This is a genomic window from Bradyrhizobium sp. USDA 3240 (assembly GCF_054063295.1).
On sequence record NZ_JBSSGD010000002.1, the window covers coordinates 7,676,818 to 7,694,796 of the forward strand.

At 60.1% G+C, this 17,979-nt stretch carries 18 protein-coding genes and 1 pseudogene; 10 read left to right on the top strand and 9 right to left on the bottom strand.

Annotation, left to right across the window (positions count from 1 at the left end; translation table 11 throughout):
* Position 1 precedes the first annotated feature (1 nt).
* From ACVIGA_RS36700 to ACVIGA_RS36720, 5 genes are all read left to right on the top strand, one after another.
* Entirely contained in the window at positions 2 to 1,384 is a 1,383-nt protein-coding gene (locus tag ACVIGA_RS36700; protein WP_456669848.1) for a pilus assembly protein TadG-related protein, read from the top strand.
* Positions 1,384 to 1,797, top strand: coding sequence for a TadE/TadG family type IV pilus assembly protein (locus tag ACVIGA_RS36705; RefSeq protein WP_456669849.1), 414 nt, complete (start codon positions 1,384 to 1,386; stop codon positions 1,795 to 1,797). Before ACVIGA_RS36700 ends, ACVIGA_RS36705 begins: the two co-directional genes overlap by 1 nt.
* Positions 1,798 to 2,205: 408 nt before the next feature.
* On the top strand, positions 2,206 to 3,837 hold the full coding sequence (locus ACVIGA_RS36710) for a type II and III secretion system protein family protein (protein WP_456669850.1): 1,632 nt from the start codon (positions 2,206 to 2,208) through the stop codon (positions 3,835 to 3,837).
* A 12-nt stretch (positions 3,838 to 3,849) separates the two neighbouring features.
* Positions 3,850 to 4,245 carry a hypothetical protein gene (locus ACVIGA_RS36715; RefSeq protein ID WP_456669851.1) on the top strand — a complete coding sequence of 132 codons (396 nt, stop codon included), beginning with the start codon at positions 3,850 to 3,852 and terminating at the stop codon, positions 4,243 to 4,245.
* Between the two features lie 134 nt (positions 4,246 to 4,379).
* Positions 4,380 to 4,916, top strand: a complete 537-nt coding sequence (locus tag ACVIGA_RS36720; protein WP_456669852.1) for a tetratricopeptide repeat protein — start codon at positions 4,380 to 4,382, stop codon at positions 4,914 to 4,916.
* A 172-nt stretch (positions 4,917 to 5,088) separates the two neighbouring features.
* Here ACVIGA_RS36720 and ACVIGA_RS36725 read toward each other — a convergent pair whose 3' ends face one another.
* Positions 5,089 to 6,177, bottom strand: coding sequence for an acyltransferase family protein (locus ACVIGA_RS36725; protein ID WP_456669853.1), 1,089 nt, complete (start codon positions 6,175 to 6,177; stop codon positions 5,089 to 5,091).
* A gap of 275 nt (positions 6,178 to 6,452) precedes the next feature.
* Between ACVIGA_RS36725 and ACVIGA_RS36730 the strand changes: the two genes are divergently transcribed.
* A complete protein-coding gene (locus ACVIGA_RS36730) occupies positions 6,453 to 7,652 on the top strand; it encodes a glycosyltransferase family 87 protein (protein ID WP_456669854.1) in 1,200 nt (399 codons plus the stop codon).
* Between the two features lie 105 nt (positions 7,653 to 7,757).
* Here ACVIGA_RS36730 and ACVIGA_RS36735 read toward each other — a convergent pair whose 3' ends face one another.
* From ACVIGA_RS36735 to ACVIGA_RS36760, 6 genes are all read right to left on the bottom strand, one after another.
* The gene (locus ACVIGA_RS36735) at positions 7,758 to 9,920 is read right to left on the bottom strand and encodes a spermidine synthase (protein ID WP_456669855.1); all 2,163 of its coding nucleotides are present in this window, start codon (positions 9,918 to 9,920) and stop codon (positions 7,758 to 7,760) included.
* 978 nt (positions 9,921 to 10,898) lie between these two features.
* Entirely contained in the window at positions 10,899 to 11,147 is a 249-nt protein-coding gene (locus tag ACVIGA_RS36740; protein ID WP_456669856.1) for a hypothetical protein, read from the bottom strand.
* Positions 11,148 to 11,168: 21 nt separating this feature from the next.
* Positions 11,169 to 11,339, bottom strand: coding sequence for a hypothetical protein (locus ACVIGA_RS36745; RefSeq protein ID WP_456669857.1), 171 nt, complete (start codon positions 11,337 to 11,339; stop codon positions 11,169 to 11,171).
* Positions 11,340 to 11,475: 136 nt separating this feature from the next.
* The gene (locus tag ACVIGA_RS36750; protein ID WP_456669858.1) at positions 11,476 to 11,601 is read right to left on the bottom strand and encodes a hypothetical protein; all 126 of its coding nucleotides are present in this window, start codon (positions 11,599 to 11,601) and stop codon (positions 11,476 to 11,478) included.
* Positions 11,602 to 11,923: 322 nt separating this feature from the next.
* Complete coding sequence (locus ACVIGA_RS36755) at positions 11,924 to 12,115, bottom strand: sterol desaturase family protein (protein ID WP_456669859.1); 192 nt, start codon at positions 12,113 to 12,115, stop codon at positions 11,924 to 11,926.
* Positions 12,112 to 12,300: a hypothetical protein gene (locus ACVIGA_RS36760; protein WP_456669860.1), complete on the bottom strand. Its 189-nt coding sequence runs from the start codon at positions 12,298 to 12,300 to the stop codon at positions 12,112 to 12,114. The genes ACVIGA_RS36755 and ACVIGA_RS36760 overlap by 4 nt, the downstream gene beginning before the upstream one ends.
* Before the next feature lie 675 nt (positions 12,301 to 12,975).
* On the opposite strand from ACVIGA_RS36760, the gene ACVIGA_RS36765 reads away from it, so the two are divergent.
* From ACVIGA_RS36765 to ACVIGA_RS36780, 4 genes and pseudogenes are all read left to right on the top strand, one after another.
* Positions 12,976 to 13,302 (top strand): DUF5658 family protein, encoded by a 327-nt coding sequence (locus ACVIGA_RS36765; RefSeq protein ID WP_456669861.1) that lies wholly within the window; start codon positions 12,976 to 12,978, stop codon positions 13,300 to 13,302.
* Positions 13,303 to 13,385: 83 nt separating this feature from the next.
* On the top strand, positions 13,386 to 14,198 hold the full coding sequence (locus ACVIGA_RS36770) for a sterol desaturase family protein (protein ID WP_456669862.1): 813 nt from the start codon (positions 13,386 to 13,388) through the stop codon (positions 14,196 to 14,198).
* A 209-nt stretch (positions 14,199 to 14,407) separates the two neighbouring features.
* On the top strand, positions 14,408 to 14,680 hold the full coding sequence (locus ACVIGA_RS36775) for a hypothetical protein (RefSeq protein WP_456669863.1): 273 nt from the start codon (positions 14,408 to 14,410) through the stop codon (positions 14,678 to 14,680).
* A 290-nt stretch (positions 14,681 to 14,970) separates the two neighbouring features.
* A pseudogene (locus ACVIGA_RS36780) lies at positions 14,971 to 15,689 on the top strand (IS110 family RNA-guided transposase); the annotation flags it as partial.
* A gap of 27 nt (positions 15,690 to 15,716) precedes the next feature.
* Here ACVIGA_RS36780 and ACVIGA_RS36785 read toward each other — a convergent pair.
* A protein-coding gene (locus ACVIGA_RS36785; RefSeq protein WP_173640965.1) for an IS3 family transposase occupies positions 15,717 to 16,828 on the bottom strand; the annotation gives its coding sequence in 2 pieces (ribosomal slippage) (positions 15,717 to 16,573 and positions 16,573 to 16,828; 1,113 coding nt in all).
* A 329-nt stretch (positions 16,829 to 17,157) separates the two neighbouring features.
* Complete coding sequence (locus ACVIGA_RS36790; protein WP_456669864.1) at positions 17,158 to 17,952, bottom strand: hypothetical protein; 795 nt, start codon at positions 17,950 to 17,952, stop codon at positions 17,158 to 17,160.
* Between the last annotated feature and the right edge of the window lie 27 nt (positions 17,953 to 17,979).

Sequence of the window (17,979 nt, forward strand, 5' to 3'; positions counted from 1 at the left end):
CATGCGTAACCTGCTCCGTAGCCGCAGAGGATCGGCCGCATTCGCAACCGTGCTCGCGCTGATCCCGCTGCTCGGCATGGTCGCGATCGGCGGCGAGGCCGGGTCGTGGTACGTTACCCAGCAACGCGCGCAGAACGCTGCCGATGCCGCCGCCTATTCGGGCGCCTTGCAGCAGGCGTGTCTGAATTCGGCATCCACATGCACCACGACGACCACGGTCGTCGATAGCGGCAAGCAATTCGCCGCGCAGAACACGTTCTGCAACTCCGGCGATTCATCTTATTCAGGCTCCAAATGTTCGACGAGCCTTCCGAGCGGAATATCGCAGAGCGTCACGATCGCCCAGCTCGCGGCTTGGAATGGCACCAGTTGTACGGGCGGTGCCAACTGCTTCGTTCAGGCCACCGTCACCCAGACGCAGCCGGCCTATCTGGCGAAGGTGCTCGGGCTTTCCACCATCACGATCGGTGCGGTCGCCATTGCCAAGGTCAATAGCTTGACAAGCTCACCCTGCGTCCTGGCCTTGACAGGCTCTCTGAGTTTCCAGGGCAGCCCCAACATCAATGCGCAAAATTGCGGCATGGCTTCGAACAGTCAGGCCGGCAACGCGATCGACTTCACCGGCGGCGGCATGACTCTCACCGGATCGTTGTCTGCGGCCGGCGGTTGTTCGGGCAGCTCAACGTTCTGCAGCAAGGCGTTCCTTTATACGCCTCCGGTTCCAAATCCGTTCTCGGCCCTCGATACCGCCATGACCACGTTGTGTGGAGCGAACCCCTCGCTGCCGACCAAATGCGGTCTCACGTCGTGCACAACCTACGGCGCCTCATCGGGCAACTTCCTTCCCTATACGGCCGCTACCCCATGCGTGAATGACAGCGTCAGCACGAAGGGCAACACCGCTGTGACATTGAGTGCCGGCGTGTACTTCATCTCGGGTACCCTGACCCTCAAGGGCGGCTCCGCGATCACAGGTTCAGGAGTAACCTTGATCCTGTTGCCGGGAGCGAGCTTCGACACGAAGGGAGGTGGCACGGTTACCATCACCGGACCGTCGACGGCGCCCAGCACCAGTTCGCTTCCTGCAGCGTTTCAGTCCAGCGCCAACCTGTTCCAGTACATGTCGATCTACTATGCTTCATCGACGGGCGTGCAGTTCGGCGGAAACAGCAACATCAACCTGACCGGAAACATCTACGCACCGAATGCGGCGGTGACGTTTCAGGGTAATCCGACGATCAGCGTTGGCAGTGGGGGGAAAAGCTGTGGCGAGTTGATCGCCAAGTCGGTCGCGTTCAACGGCAATGCGACGCTCGACAGTTCCGGTTGCCCGTCCATACAGCAGGTATCGACCCCGCCCCAATACGTCCAGTTGGTGCAGTGATGAGAAGGCTCGATCAGCGCGGCGTCGCGGCGTTGGAGTTTTGTCTGATCGCCGTGCCGCTCCTCACCCTGATTTTCGCTATCTTTGATTTCGGGCGCTATGCGATCACGCTGCAGTCGTTGCGGACGCTCGCGAATGCCGGTGCCCGCGCCGTCATGATCAACTGCTATTCGAACGCCGTGATCCAGAAGAATTCGCCGACCAGCTGCGGCGGCGATCCGCTGTCGACCTCGGCGAAACAGGCGATCGCTCCTTTTCTTTATGCTGGCGGTCTGACGCCGACATTGAGCGTCCCGGCGGCAGCAAGCAGTCCGATCGTCGTGACGGCATCCTCGCCGAGCTTCACCATGCTGATGCCGATCTGGGGCACCAAGCTCAACGCGCCGAGCGTGACGACCAAGATTCCGTTCTGAGGGGGCCCGATTTGTCGTGGCTGATTGGGGCTGTCCCGCGCCCCCCGCCGCAGGATCGGCCGCGGCCTGTTGGGCAGCCGGCAAATAGCCCAAGCGGGTCAGGGAAGTGGTGCGCGCTGGCAACATCCGAGAGTTTTCTCAGGGGTTGCCATCATTCGAATGGGCTCTTTCCTTGCAATCAAGACGCGTAGCGGAGGATGATCTTCAAGCTGTCATTAGCGGCCCGGCGTCTGGAGCGAGTTGCGCTTTTGCTTCGGATCAGCGCGCCGGGGAATGGGAATTCGCAAGTAACTATTTGTAGTCGGACAAACTGTAAGCTCTCCGGCGTGGTGCACGAACGGGAGTGATCGGGACGCCGAGGCCGTAGATTTACGGGGATCGCCGCGGAGACGCGGCGAAGGGGATGGCATGATGGGAAGTCGCGTTTCAGTCGATGCGGGACTTGGGCTGGTCGCCTTCAGCGCGATGGCGTTTGGCGCTGCGATCGCCCTGTTTCATTGCATCGATCCCGCAGCCGCCGCGGACCGGCGCGCGCCATCATCCAGCGGCGTCTTCGTCAGCGAGATGAGCGACGTCCAGCAGGTTAAGGTGACGGTCAACAAGTCACGCACCTTCAGGGTCGACACGGCGTTTTCCTCGATCGTCGCGGGCTCGCCCGAGATCGTCGACGTGAAGTCGCTGAGCGACCACCTGATCTACGTCCAGGGCAAGAAGACCGGCACCACCAACGTCATCCTGTTCGACAGCGGGATGAAGCAGATCGGCATCCTGGATGTCGAGGTGACGCTGGATATCGGCAACCTGCAGCAGAACATTCAGAATGGTACGGGTACCCACGGCATCAAGGTGTCCGCGTCCGAAGGCCAGGTGGTGCTGAGCGGAATGGCTGCCGATGCGGTCGCCGCCGAGCGGGCCATGACGATTGCCCAGGGCAGCGTGCCGCAGGGCGGCATCGTGGTCAACGCGATGAGCGTTGCAGCGCCGCAGCAGGTGATGCTCGAGGTGCGCTTCCTGGAAGTCAACCGGCAGGCGGGACGCGACCTCGGCGTGAACCTCTACGCGGCGAACGCCAACGGGACCAACGTCGGCAATACGGGGCTGGGCGGGATCAATGTAATCGGTCGAGCGCCGATCGGTGGTCAGAACGGTAGCGTCGGCGCTCCGCCAACGGGCAGCCTTCCATTGCTCGGAACGGCCAACACGCTCGCCACCACCGCCGGCGGCGTAGCTACGCCTCCATTCGGAAGCCTGCTGACCAGCATCCTGAGGACCAGCAACGGCAGCTCGGTGGACCTGCTGATCACCGCACTGGAAACCAAGGGACTGGCCCGCCGGTTGGCGGAGCCGAACTTGACCACGCTGTCGGGCGATGCCGCGCGCTTCCTGGCCGGCGGCGAATTCCCGGTGCCGGTTGCCTCGACGCAGGTCGCGGGCTCGCTGCCGACCGTGACCATCGATTACAAGAAGTTCGGCGTCGAGCTGGCGTTCGTGCCTACCGTGCTGTCGCGCGGCGTGATCAACCTCCGCGTCGAGCCCTCGGTCAGCGAGCTCGATTTCTCCAACGCTGTGACCATCGCCGGCACCACGATCCCGGCGCTGACCCGGCGCGACGCGCGCACCACGGTCGAATTGCGCGACGGCCAGAGCTTTGCCATCGCTGGCCTGTTGCAGACAAAGAACCAGCAGGACGTCTCGCAACTGCCGTGGATCGGCTCGGTGCCGGTGCTTGGAGCCTTGTTCAGCAGCAAGTCGTACCAGCAGCAGGAAACCGACCTCGTCATCATCGTGACGCCGCGCCTCGTTGCTCCGGCCGCACCCGGCCAGCAACTGGCATCGCCGCTCGACTCCCGGCTGCCGGCCAATGACGTCGATTTCTTCCTCAACGGCCAGATGGAAGTCCGCAAGCGCTACAACGACTATGTCAATTCCGGCGGCGACGTGAAGGGACCCTATGGCCATATCATCGCGCCCAACGCGGTCATTCCCGCACCACCACCGGCGGTCGTTGTTGACCAGCCGGTCGTGAAGACCCTGAATTAGAGGAGGCGGGAGATGACCATCCGATATCTGGCACTGCTCGCCCCCTTCCTGCTCGGCGGCTGCTATGGCGTCTACGGGCATGACGAGATGGACCGCTACGTGCAGCGTTCCGACACCATCACGATGAGTGCCGGCAACGCCAAGGAAGTCAACGCGGTCACCCACACCATCCACCCATGGCCGGCCTATGTCGGCGACCGCCGGATCGCATACGACGCGCGGCGGACGGGTGAGGCTGTCAAACGCTACGGCACCACGACCCGGCCGGTCGATCAACTTCCCGACATGGGCGATCCGACGAAGGCGATGGGCCAGCCGCCGCCAGCGCACACCATTCAGGATGTCAACACGACCGGACTGGGGGCGGGAACCGGAGGATCAGTGGCCGTCGGGGTGGGGGGCAAGTAACGGCGAGCTGATGCGGTTCGGCCCGCTTCTGGCGCTGACGCAATGTTCCGATCGTGCGGTCTGTTTTAGGTAGTTTCGCGATGAATTTTCGAAGGGTGCAAGAGATGCGCTGGACTTGGGGAACGGGACGAGGATTGCGTCGTCTCGTGCCGGCGTTGATCTGTTGCTGCTTGGCGACCGGTCTTGGAGCCTGCGACTACACCACGCGCGAGGCCGCGATCGTCGCGCCCGTCGATCCGCCGGGCGGCGATCCCGTACAGGAGCCGACCGACGTCAAATACTATCCCTCCGATGAGCCGGTGCGGATGGGCCTCGAGCAATACAACCGCGGCAATTACGGTATCGCCCAGCGCTATTTCAAGGATGCCGTCGAGAAGGCGCCGAAGGACGTGACAGCCTGGGTTGGGCTCGCGGCGAGCTATGACAAGATCCGCCGCTTCGATCTTGCCGATCAGGCCTATGCGCAAGCAATCCGGATCGGCGGCGAGACCGTCCAGATTCTGAACGACCAGGGCTATTCGCTCATGCTGCGCGGCAATCTGAGCGGCGCGCGGAAAAAATTCGAGAGGGCGTATTCACTCGATCCGGGCAACCCCGTGATCGCCAACAACCTCGAGCTTCTCAACGGAAGCCGGAAGTTCATCGAGCGGCCGCCGAACAATCAGCCGTAAGATGATTGCCGCGCGATGGCGACCGGATTCTCATGATGCTTCCGGACGCAGACGTGTGATCCAATGGGTCTTTCTCGCGCTTCAGGTCCATGCGGCCGATGCGTTCATCGGTCAGTCGATTCGGTCGATGAGGATTGGCCTGAGTAGCCACTCAAGCTCACCGGTCCGGCTTCTAAGTCGCGCCGACGATCCCGATGCCCCCCGAGCCCATCCTTGCGAAGCGTCTTTTTGCATAGCCGATGAGTGGGGCCTCGATCACGCGCCAACTCATCTCCGCAAGGACGCACACGATTGGCAGGGCGATGAAGGCGGAGAACGGAACCTCAAAGCCAAGCAGCTTCGTGTACACCAGCATGTGGAAGAGATAGAGGGCATAGCAGCGGCGCCCCATCCAGATCAGCGGACGAAGCATCACGGGCCGTTCCGTGATGGCAGCCGACCAGACCGCAACGCAGCACACCAACGACACCACCGAGAGAGCGGCGATGGAGCCTGCCAGTGCGAAATGAGCAACGTCGCAAACCGGTGGGATGAGGGCCAGGATTGCCCACGTGGTGCGGGAGCGGCAATAGCCACGTATCAAACAGGCGATCAGCACGCCGCCGAATAGCTCATCCAGGCGACCGGGCAGCAGGGACAGCCAGGACGGGCCGTGCAAATAGGCATCAAAGAGCCAGCGCCACGCTGGCGCGAGCAGGACGCCCCCCCAAAGCACGCGGATCAGCCAAGGCCGCGGCAGCCAGGAAATCAGTATCGGGAGGATCAGATAAAACTGTTCTTCGACGGCGAGCGACCATGTGACGAAGGTCGGGTCATGAATCGGATACCCGAACAGCAGCCAAGGCACTTGCTGAATGAAAAGCAGATAATAGCCCCAATGTTCCGGCGGCGCGATCAATAGCAGAAGCCAATACAACGGCAGGATGCGAAAAGCGCGCCGTCCGTAGAATGATGAGAAATAGCCGGGCTGTTCGCGGCTATCTAGGAGAATGCCGCCGATCAGAAAGCCGCTGAGAACAAAGAACAGGTTGACGCCGAATATTCCGAACTTGAACTCGAAGTAGTGGTAGGCGATGACCAGCGAAATGGCCAGGCCCCGGAGTGCGTCTAGCGGTTCTGAACGATCAGATTGACCGTGGCGGTCGATGCCCAAACTGCTCATAAGAATTCGTCTAGATTTTGCAATGGCAACCAATCTACCATTGGCTTCCTTGGTTGAGCAACGGAACAGGCACCCATTTGGTAAATCGGTGATCGTCAAAGCATGCGCGGCTCATTCGACTCGCGCGCAGCAAGGACATCCGGGACAGTAGGACACGTTATCGGGTTTCGACCTGTTGCACCGGGCCGATGCGATCGATCGGCGGAGGGCAATTGATCGCTGGCCACGTCAGGAAAGGCGCGTGCCAATTCAAAGAGCGCCGGTCGTGTCTTGGAGGCCTATGGGACTTTCCGTTAACTAACGGGTACCCAATCCGTTGCCGCACCAGAAAATCCGATGGTAGATTGCGCCTATAAGCCAAAGCGCGATTTTTCATGATTTGGGCTAGTTCGCACGAAGACGGCGAGGATAGAGCGCAGGCGATTGCCTTCCTCGTCCTGCTCAGTATGACGATGCTGGCTCTAACCCTGATGTTCATCAGTGGGGCCGGTCATCCAGGGATCGATTTCTCATGCTTTTGGGCCGCCGGCTCTATGGCGCTCGAAGGCCATGCGGCGACTGCCTATGATTGGGCCCAACTGCGTCAGATGCTTGTTCAGATGCAGCCGGCAGATCATGCGCCGTATTCATATGATAAAATGCCGGTTCCGTTTTTCTATCCACCCGTGTTTTTTCTGGTTCTGGCGCCATTGGCGCTCTTGCCCTTTACGGCTGCCTTCTGGGTTTGGAGCGCAGCAAAGCTGTTTTGCTGGCTGTCAGTCGTCTGCTCCATTCGGCCGCGTTTAGGGACGCTGCTGCTCGCACTGGCGGCGCCGCCTGTCGTCTACGATTTCCTTGCGGGCCAAAGCTCCCTGCTTGCGGCCGCGTTATTGGGTGGCGCCTTGATGCTCTTGGATAGGCGCCCAGTCGTCAGTGGTTTCTTGATCGCGCTACTCATCTTCAAGCCTCAATACGGCGTCCTGCTTCCTTTCGTACTGATCGCCACCGGCCGTTGGAGTGTTGTCCTGATAGCTTCCCTGATGGCAACCGCTCTCCTGCTGCTGTCTGGGACAATCTTCGGCTGGGATACGTTCGTGGGATTTCGTGAAGCAGCAACCTTCGCGACGACACAATTTCACCTCACGGGCGCGCTGCCGTGGTACAAGTTGCAGAGTATCTATGGCCTGTTTCGGCTTGCCGGCTTTGGCTACGGGGTGGCCATGTCGCTGCAGATATTCGTCGCGTCGGCCGCCGCGGTCTGGGTGCTGATCATGTGGCGGCGCAATGTGGACTTCGCCATCAAAGCCGCCTGCCTGCTTGCGGCAACGCCTCTGATTTCCCCATACTTTGCCATCTACGATATGCAGATCCTGTTGGTCGCGTTGGTATTTATCATGAGCGCCGATGAGTTCACTCCGCGATCAAATCAACGATCGCTCCGACTCGGCATCAGCATTATGTTTCTGCTGGGATATGCTTTCCCGATCGCGCTTGTACCCGTTAGTCCATTCATGTGCGCCACACTGATCCCGATCATCTGGATGAGGTTGCGGCAACTCGACGCTAGCAGGAAAGTTCCGGTTTGCGTTTCCTGATCCGGATTGGGGCACCTTAAGCTGGACAACGGCAGCCGGAAGTTCATCGAGACACCGCCGAACAATCAGCCGTAGGCCGATAGTCGCGCGGCGCAAGATCGTTCATCAGCGACCGAGCCAGCGCCCGAGCTTTGCATCGAGAACGGCGCCGAGAATATTCGCGTAGTCATCGGTCCAAGCAGCTCGCGAGCCGCGATCGACGCGCGTCCATCCTTGCCTCGGCAGATTGCCGAGGTCGCTTTCATGCCGGGCAAATACGACAACGTCCGCTGGATTGCGCATGTCGTCGTCTGTCATATCAGGTGGAAGCTGCGCTTTGGCGAAAACAGCGAGACCTTCGGCGTCGCCGATGGCAGCTGCCGGCGGACGCAGTGCCATGTGCCTGTTCGAGATGTGCAAGACGATGACGCCGTGTTCGGACAGGTGAGATAGATAGCCGGCAAACGCTTCGCGCGTCATCAAGTGCACGGGGATCGCGTCGGAGGAAAAGGCGTCCAGCACGATCAGATCATAGCGCTCCGCGGATGCCGCCAGGGTCAGCCGTGCATCTCCGGGCACAATGCGGATATCCGTTCCGCATTCCGACAGGAAGCGGAACAGCGCCGGATCGCGTGCGATCCTGACCACTTGCGGGTCAAGCTCGAAGAACGTCCACTCCTCGCCGTCGTGGCGATGGCAAGCAAGGCTGCCGGTGCCGAGCCCGACGGCTGCGACGCGTGTCAACCGTCCCTGTGCGCGGCGGGTTTCTGCTACGGCGTCGCCGATTGGCCCGCCAAAATAGTAGTATGTGGTGGGTTCGGGCCGGCCGCTGACCGGCGTTCCATCCGGATTGCGTACGCGTTCCGCTCCATGCAAGGTCGTGCCGTGCATCAGAAGGCGAAATTGCCCGGTTCGGTCCTCGACCACGCGATGAACACCGAAGAAGCTGCGCACTTGCTCGATCGGTGTGAACAAGGGATCGAGCTTGGTGATCATGAAGGCGAGCACGGCAAGGCCGAAGAACCCGGCCTGGTGCCGGCGCACCAGCACCATGACGCCGGCCAGGACGATGAGCACGATCTCAATCGGCATCGCGAAACTGGCTGAAAGGCGAATGTGCAGCGGTTCGGCGCCGAGGATCAACATGGCCAACGCTAGACCGGGACCACTTTGTCGCAGAAATCGCCCCAACCCACCCTCAAGCGCGCCGGGCATTGCCAGCAGCGCAGCCAGAACCAGGATGGAATACTCGGCGACGCCGCTGAATACATGCGGTGCGATCAAACCGGCGAAGATTCCGCCGATCATGCCACCGAACGATGTCCAGAGGTAGAATTCCGTCAGACGCGCCGGTTGCGGTCGGCGACGGTAGAGCTCGCCATGACAAGCGAGTGCGATCACCAGAAAACTCGCGAGATGGATCGCGAGCAGGATGCCGACATATTGCCGAACCACCGTAGATGCGGCTGCGACGAGGGCTACTGCGGCGAAGGGCACCAGCTTCAAAAGAGGCTCGTGCGCAATCCAGGCACGGTCGCGGAAGATCGCCACGAAGGTCAGAAGATAAAGTGACAGCGGCAACACCCAGAGGAACGGCGCTGCTGCCAGATCGACCGAGATCGCCGCCGTGACGGCGACCACCAGACCGGCGGGGATCGCAGCGAGCACCTTCCACATCGCGCGCTCCGCGATCATGGGAGCAGTGGCCGCATCCGCGCTCGCCTGGCTGATCGAGGGCTTGCCGGCGCCGGCCACGATGACCGCCGCAACCACGATCAGCAACGTCAAGAGAACGTAGCCAAGCGACCACAGCTGGATCTGCGTATGTAACGTCAACAGCGGCTCGACACCGAAAGGATAGGTCAAGAGACCGACGAACGAACCGAGATTGGATGCCGCATAGAGCAGGTAGGGATTGGCGGCCCGCGGATGCCCACTCGCCGCGAACCAGTTTTGCAGCAGGGGAGCAGTCGCGGCCAGCGCGACGAATGGCAAGCCGATCGAGGCGGCAAACAATGCCAGCAGCCAGAGTTCGAGCCCTTGCTGTGGCACCGTTTCGAAGCCTTGAGCGATGCCGACCGGCAATGTCACGGCGGCAATTGCCAGCAGACCCAGATGAATGAGAGCCGATGATCCCGGCGACAGCGTGCGGCTGAGCATGTGGGCGTAGGCATAGCCCAGCAGCAGCGCCGACTGGAAAAAGACCATTGCAACCGACCAGATGGCCGCGGCACCGCCGAGCCGTGGCAGCACCATCTTTGCAAACATCGGTTCGATCGCGAACAGCAACAGCGCCGAGAGGAAAAGCGCCGCAGGATAGATCACGGGCGCAAAACGCAGTGCAGGTGCGGATATCGCTCGAAGGTTTACCTGGCCAGCAGAAGGCATGATGTTTCTAAATTGCTATGCGGCCCACAGCACCGAAGTCACCTGTGAAATCCGCTGAGAACGACTACTGAAATGACTACGAGATCGCCGGGATGGTTAATCGACCCCCGAAAGAAAATTCGTTCGATTATAGCACCATCGCGCAGTTTCAAGAAACACAACCTGTCGGAGCAGTTAAGGCAGCCAAGAGCTCGACGGCTAGTTCGGGGTCAGCACGCCATCGACGCGGCGGCTGTTTCGCGCGCTGATAATGATGACACCGTTACGCGTTGCAAATCTCGCACCGACAAGTCGCGGCACTTTTCCGTCAGGGATGATGGCAGCGGAATCATCCCGCCGATGATGGGATCGCCGACGTTGACCGGAGGCCCGCCGGCACCGGCCGTAGGAGAGGCCTTGATGTATTCCCTGATCAGCTCTCCTCGCGCGAGAGGTTGAGCGCGGCCTGTTCGCTGCTGGCATCAAGCAGCTTCTTGTCCGCCTCGGCCTTGCCCCGTGCCTTTTCCTGCTGGGCGGCATCGCGTCTCGCGGTTTCGCCCTGTTCGGTCCGTGCGAGACGTTAGCAGCGGAACCAGCTCCCGGCGCAGCTGAGTGATGTCCGATTTCAGAGAGGCGTTCTGACCCGCGCAATCGCTGTGGCAACGCATGCAACGACCGCGATCAGGCTGAGACATGCGACGGCCAGCCCTGTTATTCCTCTCCCACCATTGGCCTTCCGATCCGGCACGTCGCCCGTGGAACGCCGACGCCGCGCGCGTGAACTTTGGCATCCTGGCGCCGACCAAGCCGACCAGCCGCGACAGCCGGGAATTGCCCCGGCTCGGCTCGTGAATGGAGCCAAACGCCGGTTCGAGGATGATCGGGCCATCGGCGGGGCGTTCAGGCGCAGCGGTCGAACGGCTTGAGGGTTTGATCGGCACGGTCTTCATCCGTCAGGCGGGGGAGCTCCGGATCGATGTCGTCGCTCCGGTCGAGGGCAGCATTGCCGGGCGCATCGGTTGTGTCAGCGACAATGGCGCGCAGCCCCTCGGCGTGCCGTTTCCTGAGTTGTTGCGCGATGAGTTCCTGTTCGGCGCGGGACGCTTCCAGCGAGCGCCATAGCGATAAACCGGACTCGGTGATCTGCAAACCGGCCTCGTTGATCGAAGCCTAACCGTATTGGAAGACATCGGCATCGCCAAGCTCGGACGAGCGCTTCAAGTGCGCAGCTCCATCGCCCGAGGCGATCATGCGCTTGACTTCGCAGCTGACCTCGTCAAGCGGGATCCGTTGTTCGGGCCTTGCGGCCAGCACGCTCAGGATCGCCAGATTGAACCTCACGTGGCGTCTCTCGATGCTCCATCCAGAGAGTCGCGTGAGTTTAACGGCTCCCGCATGGGCAAACAATCCGGCGTCCGACAGATGGATAAGTCCGCTGATGAACGCGACGCGTCAAGATCGCGGGCTGGAGCGCACCTCAGAGAAACTTGCGAAGCCTGGAGACCTCGATCACGTGCTCCGGCGACAGCACATCGGGGCCGAGAGGAGGCTGCGGCCTGGGCTGGATCTCGTAGAGATGCCGCGTCTTCTCGGGCTTGCTCATGAAATCGTGAATGCATTGGTCGAGCGCTCCGTGACGACCATATAGGGCACCCGATCATCTCGCCTGGTATTGTTGAGAAGGCCATTTGTAAAAGGAGGCCGGGCCTGGAAGTCCAGCTGATGAGCGTGGTCGGTCATCTCTGGATATCGACCCGAAAAAGCTCGTCCGTCAATCAATGCATGTCCGTCAACGCGCGAACCGGTGCGGCAGGATCGAGCTCATATCATCGATTCAGTTCATGCTCGCGGTGATGAACGCGCTGGAGACCTTTAACCCAATTCATTGCTGGACGCTCGACGCCGCAAATGCCGGATTGGCCAGATCACGCTATTGATGATGTCCACGCGTTCGGCAGGCACGAGCCCTGTTGCAGATACTCGTCCTGCTTCGGGACGCACGCCATGCCAAACAGAATATCCCAGAACGGGAAGAAGGCGGCAAAGTTCTTGTCCTGATGCTCCATCTCAACCGAATGATGGATGCGATGCCATTGTGGGTTGTTGATCCAGGTCACGAAGCGGCCGGGCGGGATGCGAACCACCAGTAGCCTTCCGTCGGCAAGTGAATCCAGCCAACTCCCGTGATGCTCGCTATCTTGCCTGCGACGATTGCAGCGAGCGAGATCGACAATCCGGGGTTGGCAATGACCGCGAGCCAATCAACTTGAAATTCGGAGTAGGGACGTCGGCGATCGGCCATTTCTTCTCCACCAGGCGACTGCCGTAGATGACTCCCAGCAACAGCACCAGGTAGAGGGCTGCGTGTGCAATCTCACTCGACATGAAAAATGACTCGCCGATTGAAATGTAGTTTTTGGTCGGTCAGGCAGCCCTTCGGCGTCGCCAGCGAAAATCAATTGCCAATAAACAACGGGACAAAAAGGTAGAACATCCGTCATCCGGATGCTGAAAAACGTATTTTTCCTTAAACCTCGATCGAGTGCAAGCCGCGATTTTCGCGGGACTTCCTTCGCTTTCTTACCCCAACTCGCTCGTGGGATCATGCGCAACCCGCAGCCATCCTTAACCGGCAGGGCGGCTTTAATCACCAGCTTTTAACCATGTGTGGCTGACTGCCGCTCGAGCAGGGCGAGCCGGAAAGGACCACGATCGGTGGCATTCTGCCCCGCTATCCCGCGCGATTCAGGGCAATCTGCTGCACCACGAGAGTTCCACGGCACAAGCCACAGGGCGGCACGGCGGTCTAGCCGGCCATTGGCAGGAACAATTGAGAGGTGGCGCCATTCAAGTGCCGGGCCCTTGGTTGAGCCCGCCCGAAGCTTAAGAGAAATATAAAGCTTTTTGGCTTAGACACACCCCAATTGCGCCTTTCACCGAGTCGTTTGACCCCGCCATTGCCTCAGGATCCCTTGATATGACCAAGCCGGGCATCTTCAGCATCGAAGGCCTCAGAGCGAACTGGGTTAAGGCGCTCCTGTTGCTTTCCTGCTTGTTGCTGGGGTGCGCCGACCTTGTGACGACGAATGTGATCCTCGATCTTGGAATGGGCGAGGCGAACCCGGTCATGCGGCTGGCTCAGACCTGGCTCGGGGTGTGGTGGCTCATGCCCAAGCTCAGCCTAACGCTCTTCATGGTGTGGTTGCTCGGGCGCGCCAAGAACATCTACAACGTGGCCCTGGTCGTGGCCTTCTGCTCGACGCCCGTCCTCAACAACCTCCTCCTGATCGCCGGCGCGAACTGAAGCAATCGCTTCGCGCCTTGCAGCGATTGGCGGATTTGGAGGCAAGTGGTAGGCTTCCGTCATTTCCCTAGGCGGCCATTTCAATGGACGAGCTATTTGGACTGAGCAAATTTTTGCTGACGCTTTTGATCTTCGTTCCGATCGAGCGACTGTTCGCTGCGCGGCGCCAGAAGATTTTCAGACGCGGCCTGCTGACCGATATGGCCTTCCAGTTCGTCAACGGGTGGCTGATCTTGCTCGGCGTGATCGTGATCGTCGCGATCGCCATTCTGGTCAATCAATCACTGCTGCCGACGGCGGTGAAGCAGGCGATCGACGGGTTCCCCTATCTGGTCCAAGTGCTGCTCGTGATCCTGATCGGGGATTTCGGGGTCTATTGGACTCACCGCATCCTGCATGCCGTGCCCGCCATGTGGCACATCCATGCCGTTCATCATGCCGTTGAAGAACTGGACTGGCTCGCTGCGGTTCATCAGCATCCGCTCGATGTGGCATTCATGAAGGCCGGCTCGATGTTTCCACTCTATGCGCTCGGCTTTTCCACCGAAGCGATCGGGACTTACTTTCTCATCTATTACTGGCAGGCCTATCTTGTGCATGCCAACGTGCGCTTGAGCTACGGCCCGCTACGCTACGTTCTGGTATCTCCCGAATTTCATCATTGGCACCACAGCTCCGAGATGGAAGCCAGAGATAAGAATTTCGCCGGAATGATCTCGTTCTACGATTTGATGTTCGGAAGCGTCTACCTTCCTCAGGGGCGAAGGCCGAAGACGTTTGGCGTCGATCATCCGATGCCATCAGGATACCTAGCACTTTTGGCGCACCCATACCGCAAATGGACATCGAGGCTAAGAGGAGACGATACGTCGGCTAGGACTGGAGACCCAGGATAGCCGCAGGACTGATTAGATTCAGGTCGAGTGCCGAATGTGTTTGAGGTATCAACTTCCTCCAAATAAGTGGACATCAGGGCCCATGAGCCCGTAGGTGTCGAATGGAACGTCAACATCTGTCGTTTGCCAAGGATTGCAAGCCGGCAGTTGAGTTCATGTAGTCGGGCGGTCGTTCAATCGGTCGGTAAGTACTCGATTTGAGTGGGGCGGTGCTGCGGCGCTGGGTGGATCAGGTCTGGCGCAAGCCGACGTCGGCGACGTTGCGCACCACCACGCAAACGACGCCGATGTCGGCGGACCAAGCTTCGGAGATCGCCCGGTTGCGCCAAGAGAATGAACGGCTGCGCATGCAGCGCCCTATTGAACGCGATCTTCGGAACCCGGACACGAGCTTCCGCTTCATCGAAGATTACCGCGATACCTATCCGGTTCGTCTGATTTGCGCCGCGCTCGAGGTCACGCAGGCGGGCCAATACGCCTAGCGCGATCGCCCGGTGAGTAAGCGGACAAAATGAAATGCTGCGATCGAGCGTTCATTGATGAGTCGATTCAGTTTCTCGTCCCGCAGCGTATGCCTTCTGAACAGCCTGCCATGCAGGTGATAAGCAAGAAGTAGCAGGACAACGGCAACGCCACCGAGATAGTAGGACCGGTCCATAGTCAGAATCGCGTAGTGACCTTCAATGTCGCAATAAGTGCTGGTGTGGACGGCCTCTCATCCCCGCGGTTTGATGGCGCTCTTGGCGTCACAGAAAGATGAGATGAAAGTCTGATGAATCTTCCCATTCGGATCGGCATGGATACCTCGAAGTCAGCATTCCAGCTTCACGGTGTTGATCGGAATGAGGTAGTGGTCGTCCGGCGCCAGTTTCGGCGAGCCGAGATGATCCGCTACTTCGAGCGGCTTCCGCCGGTTCTCGTCGCCATAGAGTCTTGCGGCGGCTCGCACCATTGGGGGCGCCTGCTCCAATCGTTCGGGCACGCGATAAAGCTAATTCCTCCTCAATACGTGAGGGCCTACGTGAAGCGCGGCAATAACGACGCGGCCGACGCCGAGGCACTGTGCGAGGCGGTCACCCGGCCCATATGCGGTTCGTACCGGTGAAGTCGAAGGAACGGCAAGCGGCTTGCATGTTGATATGTGCGGGAACGCCTGGTCAGCGTAAAGTCGCAGCTCTCCAATGCTTTCAGGAGCTATGCCGCTGAATTTGGTATCGTCGGCCCCGCGGGCGGGCAGAACGTCGCGGCACTCATCAAACGTGTGCTCGAAGACGATAGCCTGCCGGAAATGGCGCGGGATCTCTTCCGCTTTCAGGCGGACGAGTACGCCGCTGTCCAAGCTCGCCTGCCGAAGATCGAGGCCAAGCTGATGAAGTGGCATCGCGAGGATGATGTCAGCAGGTGGATCGCGACGATTCCCGGCGTCGGTCCGATTGGGTCGTCCATGCTAAGCATGAGGCGCCGCCGCCGGAGACGTTCAGATCAGGCCGCGTGACCTGCTCCCCGATTTGCCCTCGTTTATAAGGAGAGTCTGTTCTGGGTTTGGCCCCTGTTGGGGCGGGTTGCAAACTCGGTCGGTGTGAGCCCGTTGAGGCTCGTGTGCGGTCGGTTGGTGTTGTAGTCGATCCTCCACTCTTCGATGATCCGGCGAGCCTCGTTGAGATTGGCAAACAGGTGCTCGTTCAGGCACTCGTCGCGCAGGCGGCCGTTGAAGCTTTCGACAAAGCCGTTCTGCATCGGCTTGCCGGGCGCAATGTAGTGCCACTCGATCCCGAGTTCTTCCTGCCAGGCCAGGATCGCATTTGAAGTGAACTCGGTGCCGTTGTCGCTCACGATCATGCGTGGGCAGCCCCGGCTTTCAATGATGTGGCCAAGCTCACGCACCACACGCAGGGCGGTGAGCGAGGTGTCGACGACCAGACCCAGGCATTCCCGGGTGAAGTCGTCGACCAGGGTCAGGACACGGAAGCGCCGGCCACTGACCAGCGTGTCCATCACGAAGTCGAGCGACCAGCGCAGGTTCTGATCCTGCGGGATCGTCATCGGCGCCCGGGTGCCCAGTGCCCGTTTGCGGCCACCACGCTTGCGCACGCTCAGCCGCTCCTCCTTGTAGAGCCGGTACAGCTTCTTCCGATTGATCCGGACCCCTTGCCGAGCCAATAGCAGCCCCAGGCGACGGTAGCCGAAGCGGCGACGTTGCGACGCCAATTCCTTCAGCCGGGCTCGCAACGGACCATCGTCCGGTCTCGTCGGGGCATAGCGATAGGTCTTCGGTTGCAGGCCAACCAGCCCGCAGGCCCGCCGCTGCGAGTAGCCCTTCTCATCGATCGCCCAGGTCACAGCGCGTCTCCGCAAGCTGGGCGTCAGAAGTTTTTTCCGAGCATCTCCTTCAGTGTCGATGCGTCTAGCATCGACTCCGCCAGCAGCTTCTTGAGCTTGCGGTTCTCCTCTTCCAAGGCCTTCAGCTTGCGGGCGTCGGAGATCTCCATCCCGCCATAGCGCGACCGCCACTTGTAGAAGGTCGCATCGCTGATGCCGTGCTTGCGGCACAGATCGCTCGCCGACATTCCGGCAGCGTGTTCCTTCAAGACCTTGATGATCTGCTCTTCCGTGAACCTGCCTTTACGCATCGTCTGTCTCCTCGGTGGAGAACAGAACCCTAACTCAAAACCGGGGGCGTTTCAGGGGAGCAGGTCACCGGCTTTGCTCTTAGCGAGGATTGCTATCAGCACTTTGGGAAGAAGACGCGTTGCGGCGGGCTGCTGGACTACATCCGCAAGCTTGACCCTTTCGGAAATCCGGTCCTTTGCAAAACGCAGATTGTCCTCTACGCGTCTCCTCAAACCTTCTTCGATTGATGGAATTTGAAGGATACGAAGGCAAGCGTCGATGTAGACGCCGCAAATACCGGACGGCTTGCTCGAAAAATGCCACTTCGCCCAACCCCGCTAGTCCACCGTCAGCTCAGAAGTTCTTGAAGCCGATGGGGCAATGCTGGCGAAGCCTGCAGTTTTTTGCAGCTGTCCTTCCAGGCCTCCAGATATTGCTCGAGCGGGATAGCGCTGCGGCCATCCCATCGGTTTAGCGCGCCAAGCGCTTCCATGGTGGCCGGGTTGCGCTCGTATTCTTCGAGGATGAATAGCGATGCCGCTTGTGCAAACGCGTTGAGGCACGGGTCTGCCTCCAACGCGGCACGATGCTGCCTGAACCAGGCATTGAGATTCTTTGAATTACCTTGTTCAGTCGCCAATTTTCCGTAGCGCTCGACAGCGTCTTGTCGATAGACCGCAACGGCGGCGCCAAAACCACTGTCATCCTTGAACGGAGGATCGCGCGACCAGTTATCCGCCAACAGGGAGAGACCTCGCAGCGTAAAGGCTTCTACCAGGGCCTCCTCTAGCCATTGGCTGGGTGCTGCAGGCTTGGCATCCGGCCGCCATGAGTTGGATGTCACGTGTCCCAACTCGTGACCAAACTGATAGGCGAGCCTCGACCAATCCCGTTCCCCAATGTCGACGACAATCCAGGCGAGGTCGATTGTGTCCTTGTGAAGCCAGATCGCGGGAGGGCCGCTGGTGCGCTCCTCAACGCGTAAGCGGTTGGGTTGGTCGTTTGAAACAAGGCGAAAACCATCAAGGCAAGCAGCACGCATCCGCTCAACGACTTGCAGAGCCGCATGCGGGATCATGCGACCCCAGTCGCCGGCGAGTTCGATTGGAGCGGTGCGGAGATCCGCAAGATAACCCGATGACATGCAGCATTATCCTTCTGACGATCAAAA

Bases quoted from the DNA above. Each gene is read 5' to 3' on its own strand.
- ACVIGA_RS36705 (WP_456669849.1), top strand. From the start codon at position 1,384: ATGAGAAGGCTCGATCAGCGCGGCGTCGCGGCGTTGGAGTTTTGTCTG.
- ACVIGA_RS36765 (WP_456669861.1), top strand. From the start codon at position 12,976: ATGACCAAGCCGGGCATCTTCAGCATCGAAGGCCTCAGAGCGAACTGG.
- ACVIGA_RS36770 (WP_456669862.1), top strand. From the start codon at position 13,386: ATGGACGAGCTATTTGGACTGAGCAAATTTTTGCTGACGCTTTTGATC.
- ACVIGA_RS36730 (WP_456669854.1), top strand. From the start codon at position 6,453: ATGATTTGGGCTAGTTCGCACGAAGACGGCGAGGATAGAGCGCAGGCG.
- ACVIGA_RS36700 (WP_456669848.1), top strand. From the start codon at position 2: ATGCGTAACCTGCTCCGTAGCCGCAGAGGATCGGCCGCATTCGCAACC.
- ACVIGA_RS36790 (WP_456669864.1), bottom strand. From the start codon at position 17,952: ATGTCATCGGGTTATCTTGCGGATCTCCGCACCGCTCCAATCGAACTC.
- ACVIGA_RS36715 (WP_456669851.1), top strand. From the start codon at position 3,850: ATGACCATCCGATATCTGGCACTGCTCGCCCCCTTCCTGCTCGGCGGC.
- ACVIGA_RS36760 (WP_456669860.1), bottom strand. From the start codon at position 12,300: ATGGCCGATCGCCGACGTCCCTACTCCGAATTTCAAGTTGATTGGCTC.
- ACVIGA_RS36750 (WP_456669858.1), bottom strand. From the start codon at position 11,601: ATGAGCAAGCCCGAGAAGACGCGGCATCTCTACGAGATCCAGCCCAGG.
- ACVIGA_RS36710 (WP_456669850.1), top strand. From the start codon at position 2,206: ATGATGGGAAGTCGCGTTTCAGTCGATGCGGGACTTGGGCTGGTCGCC.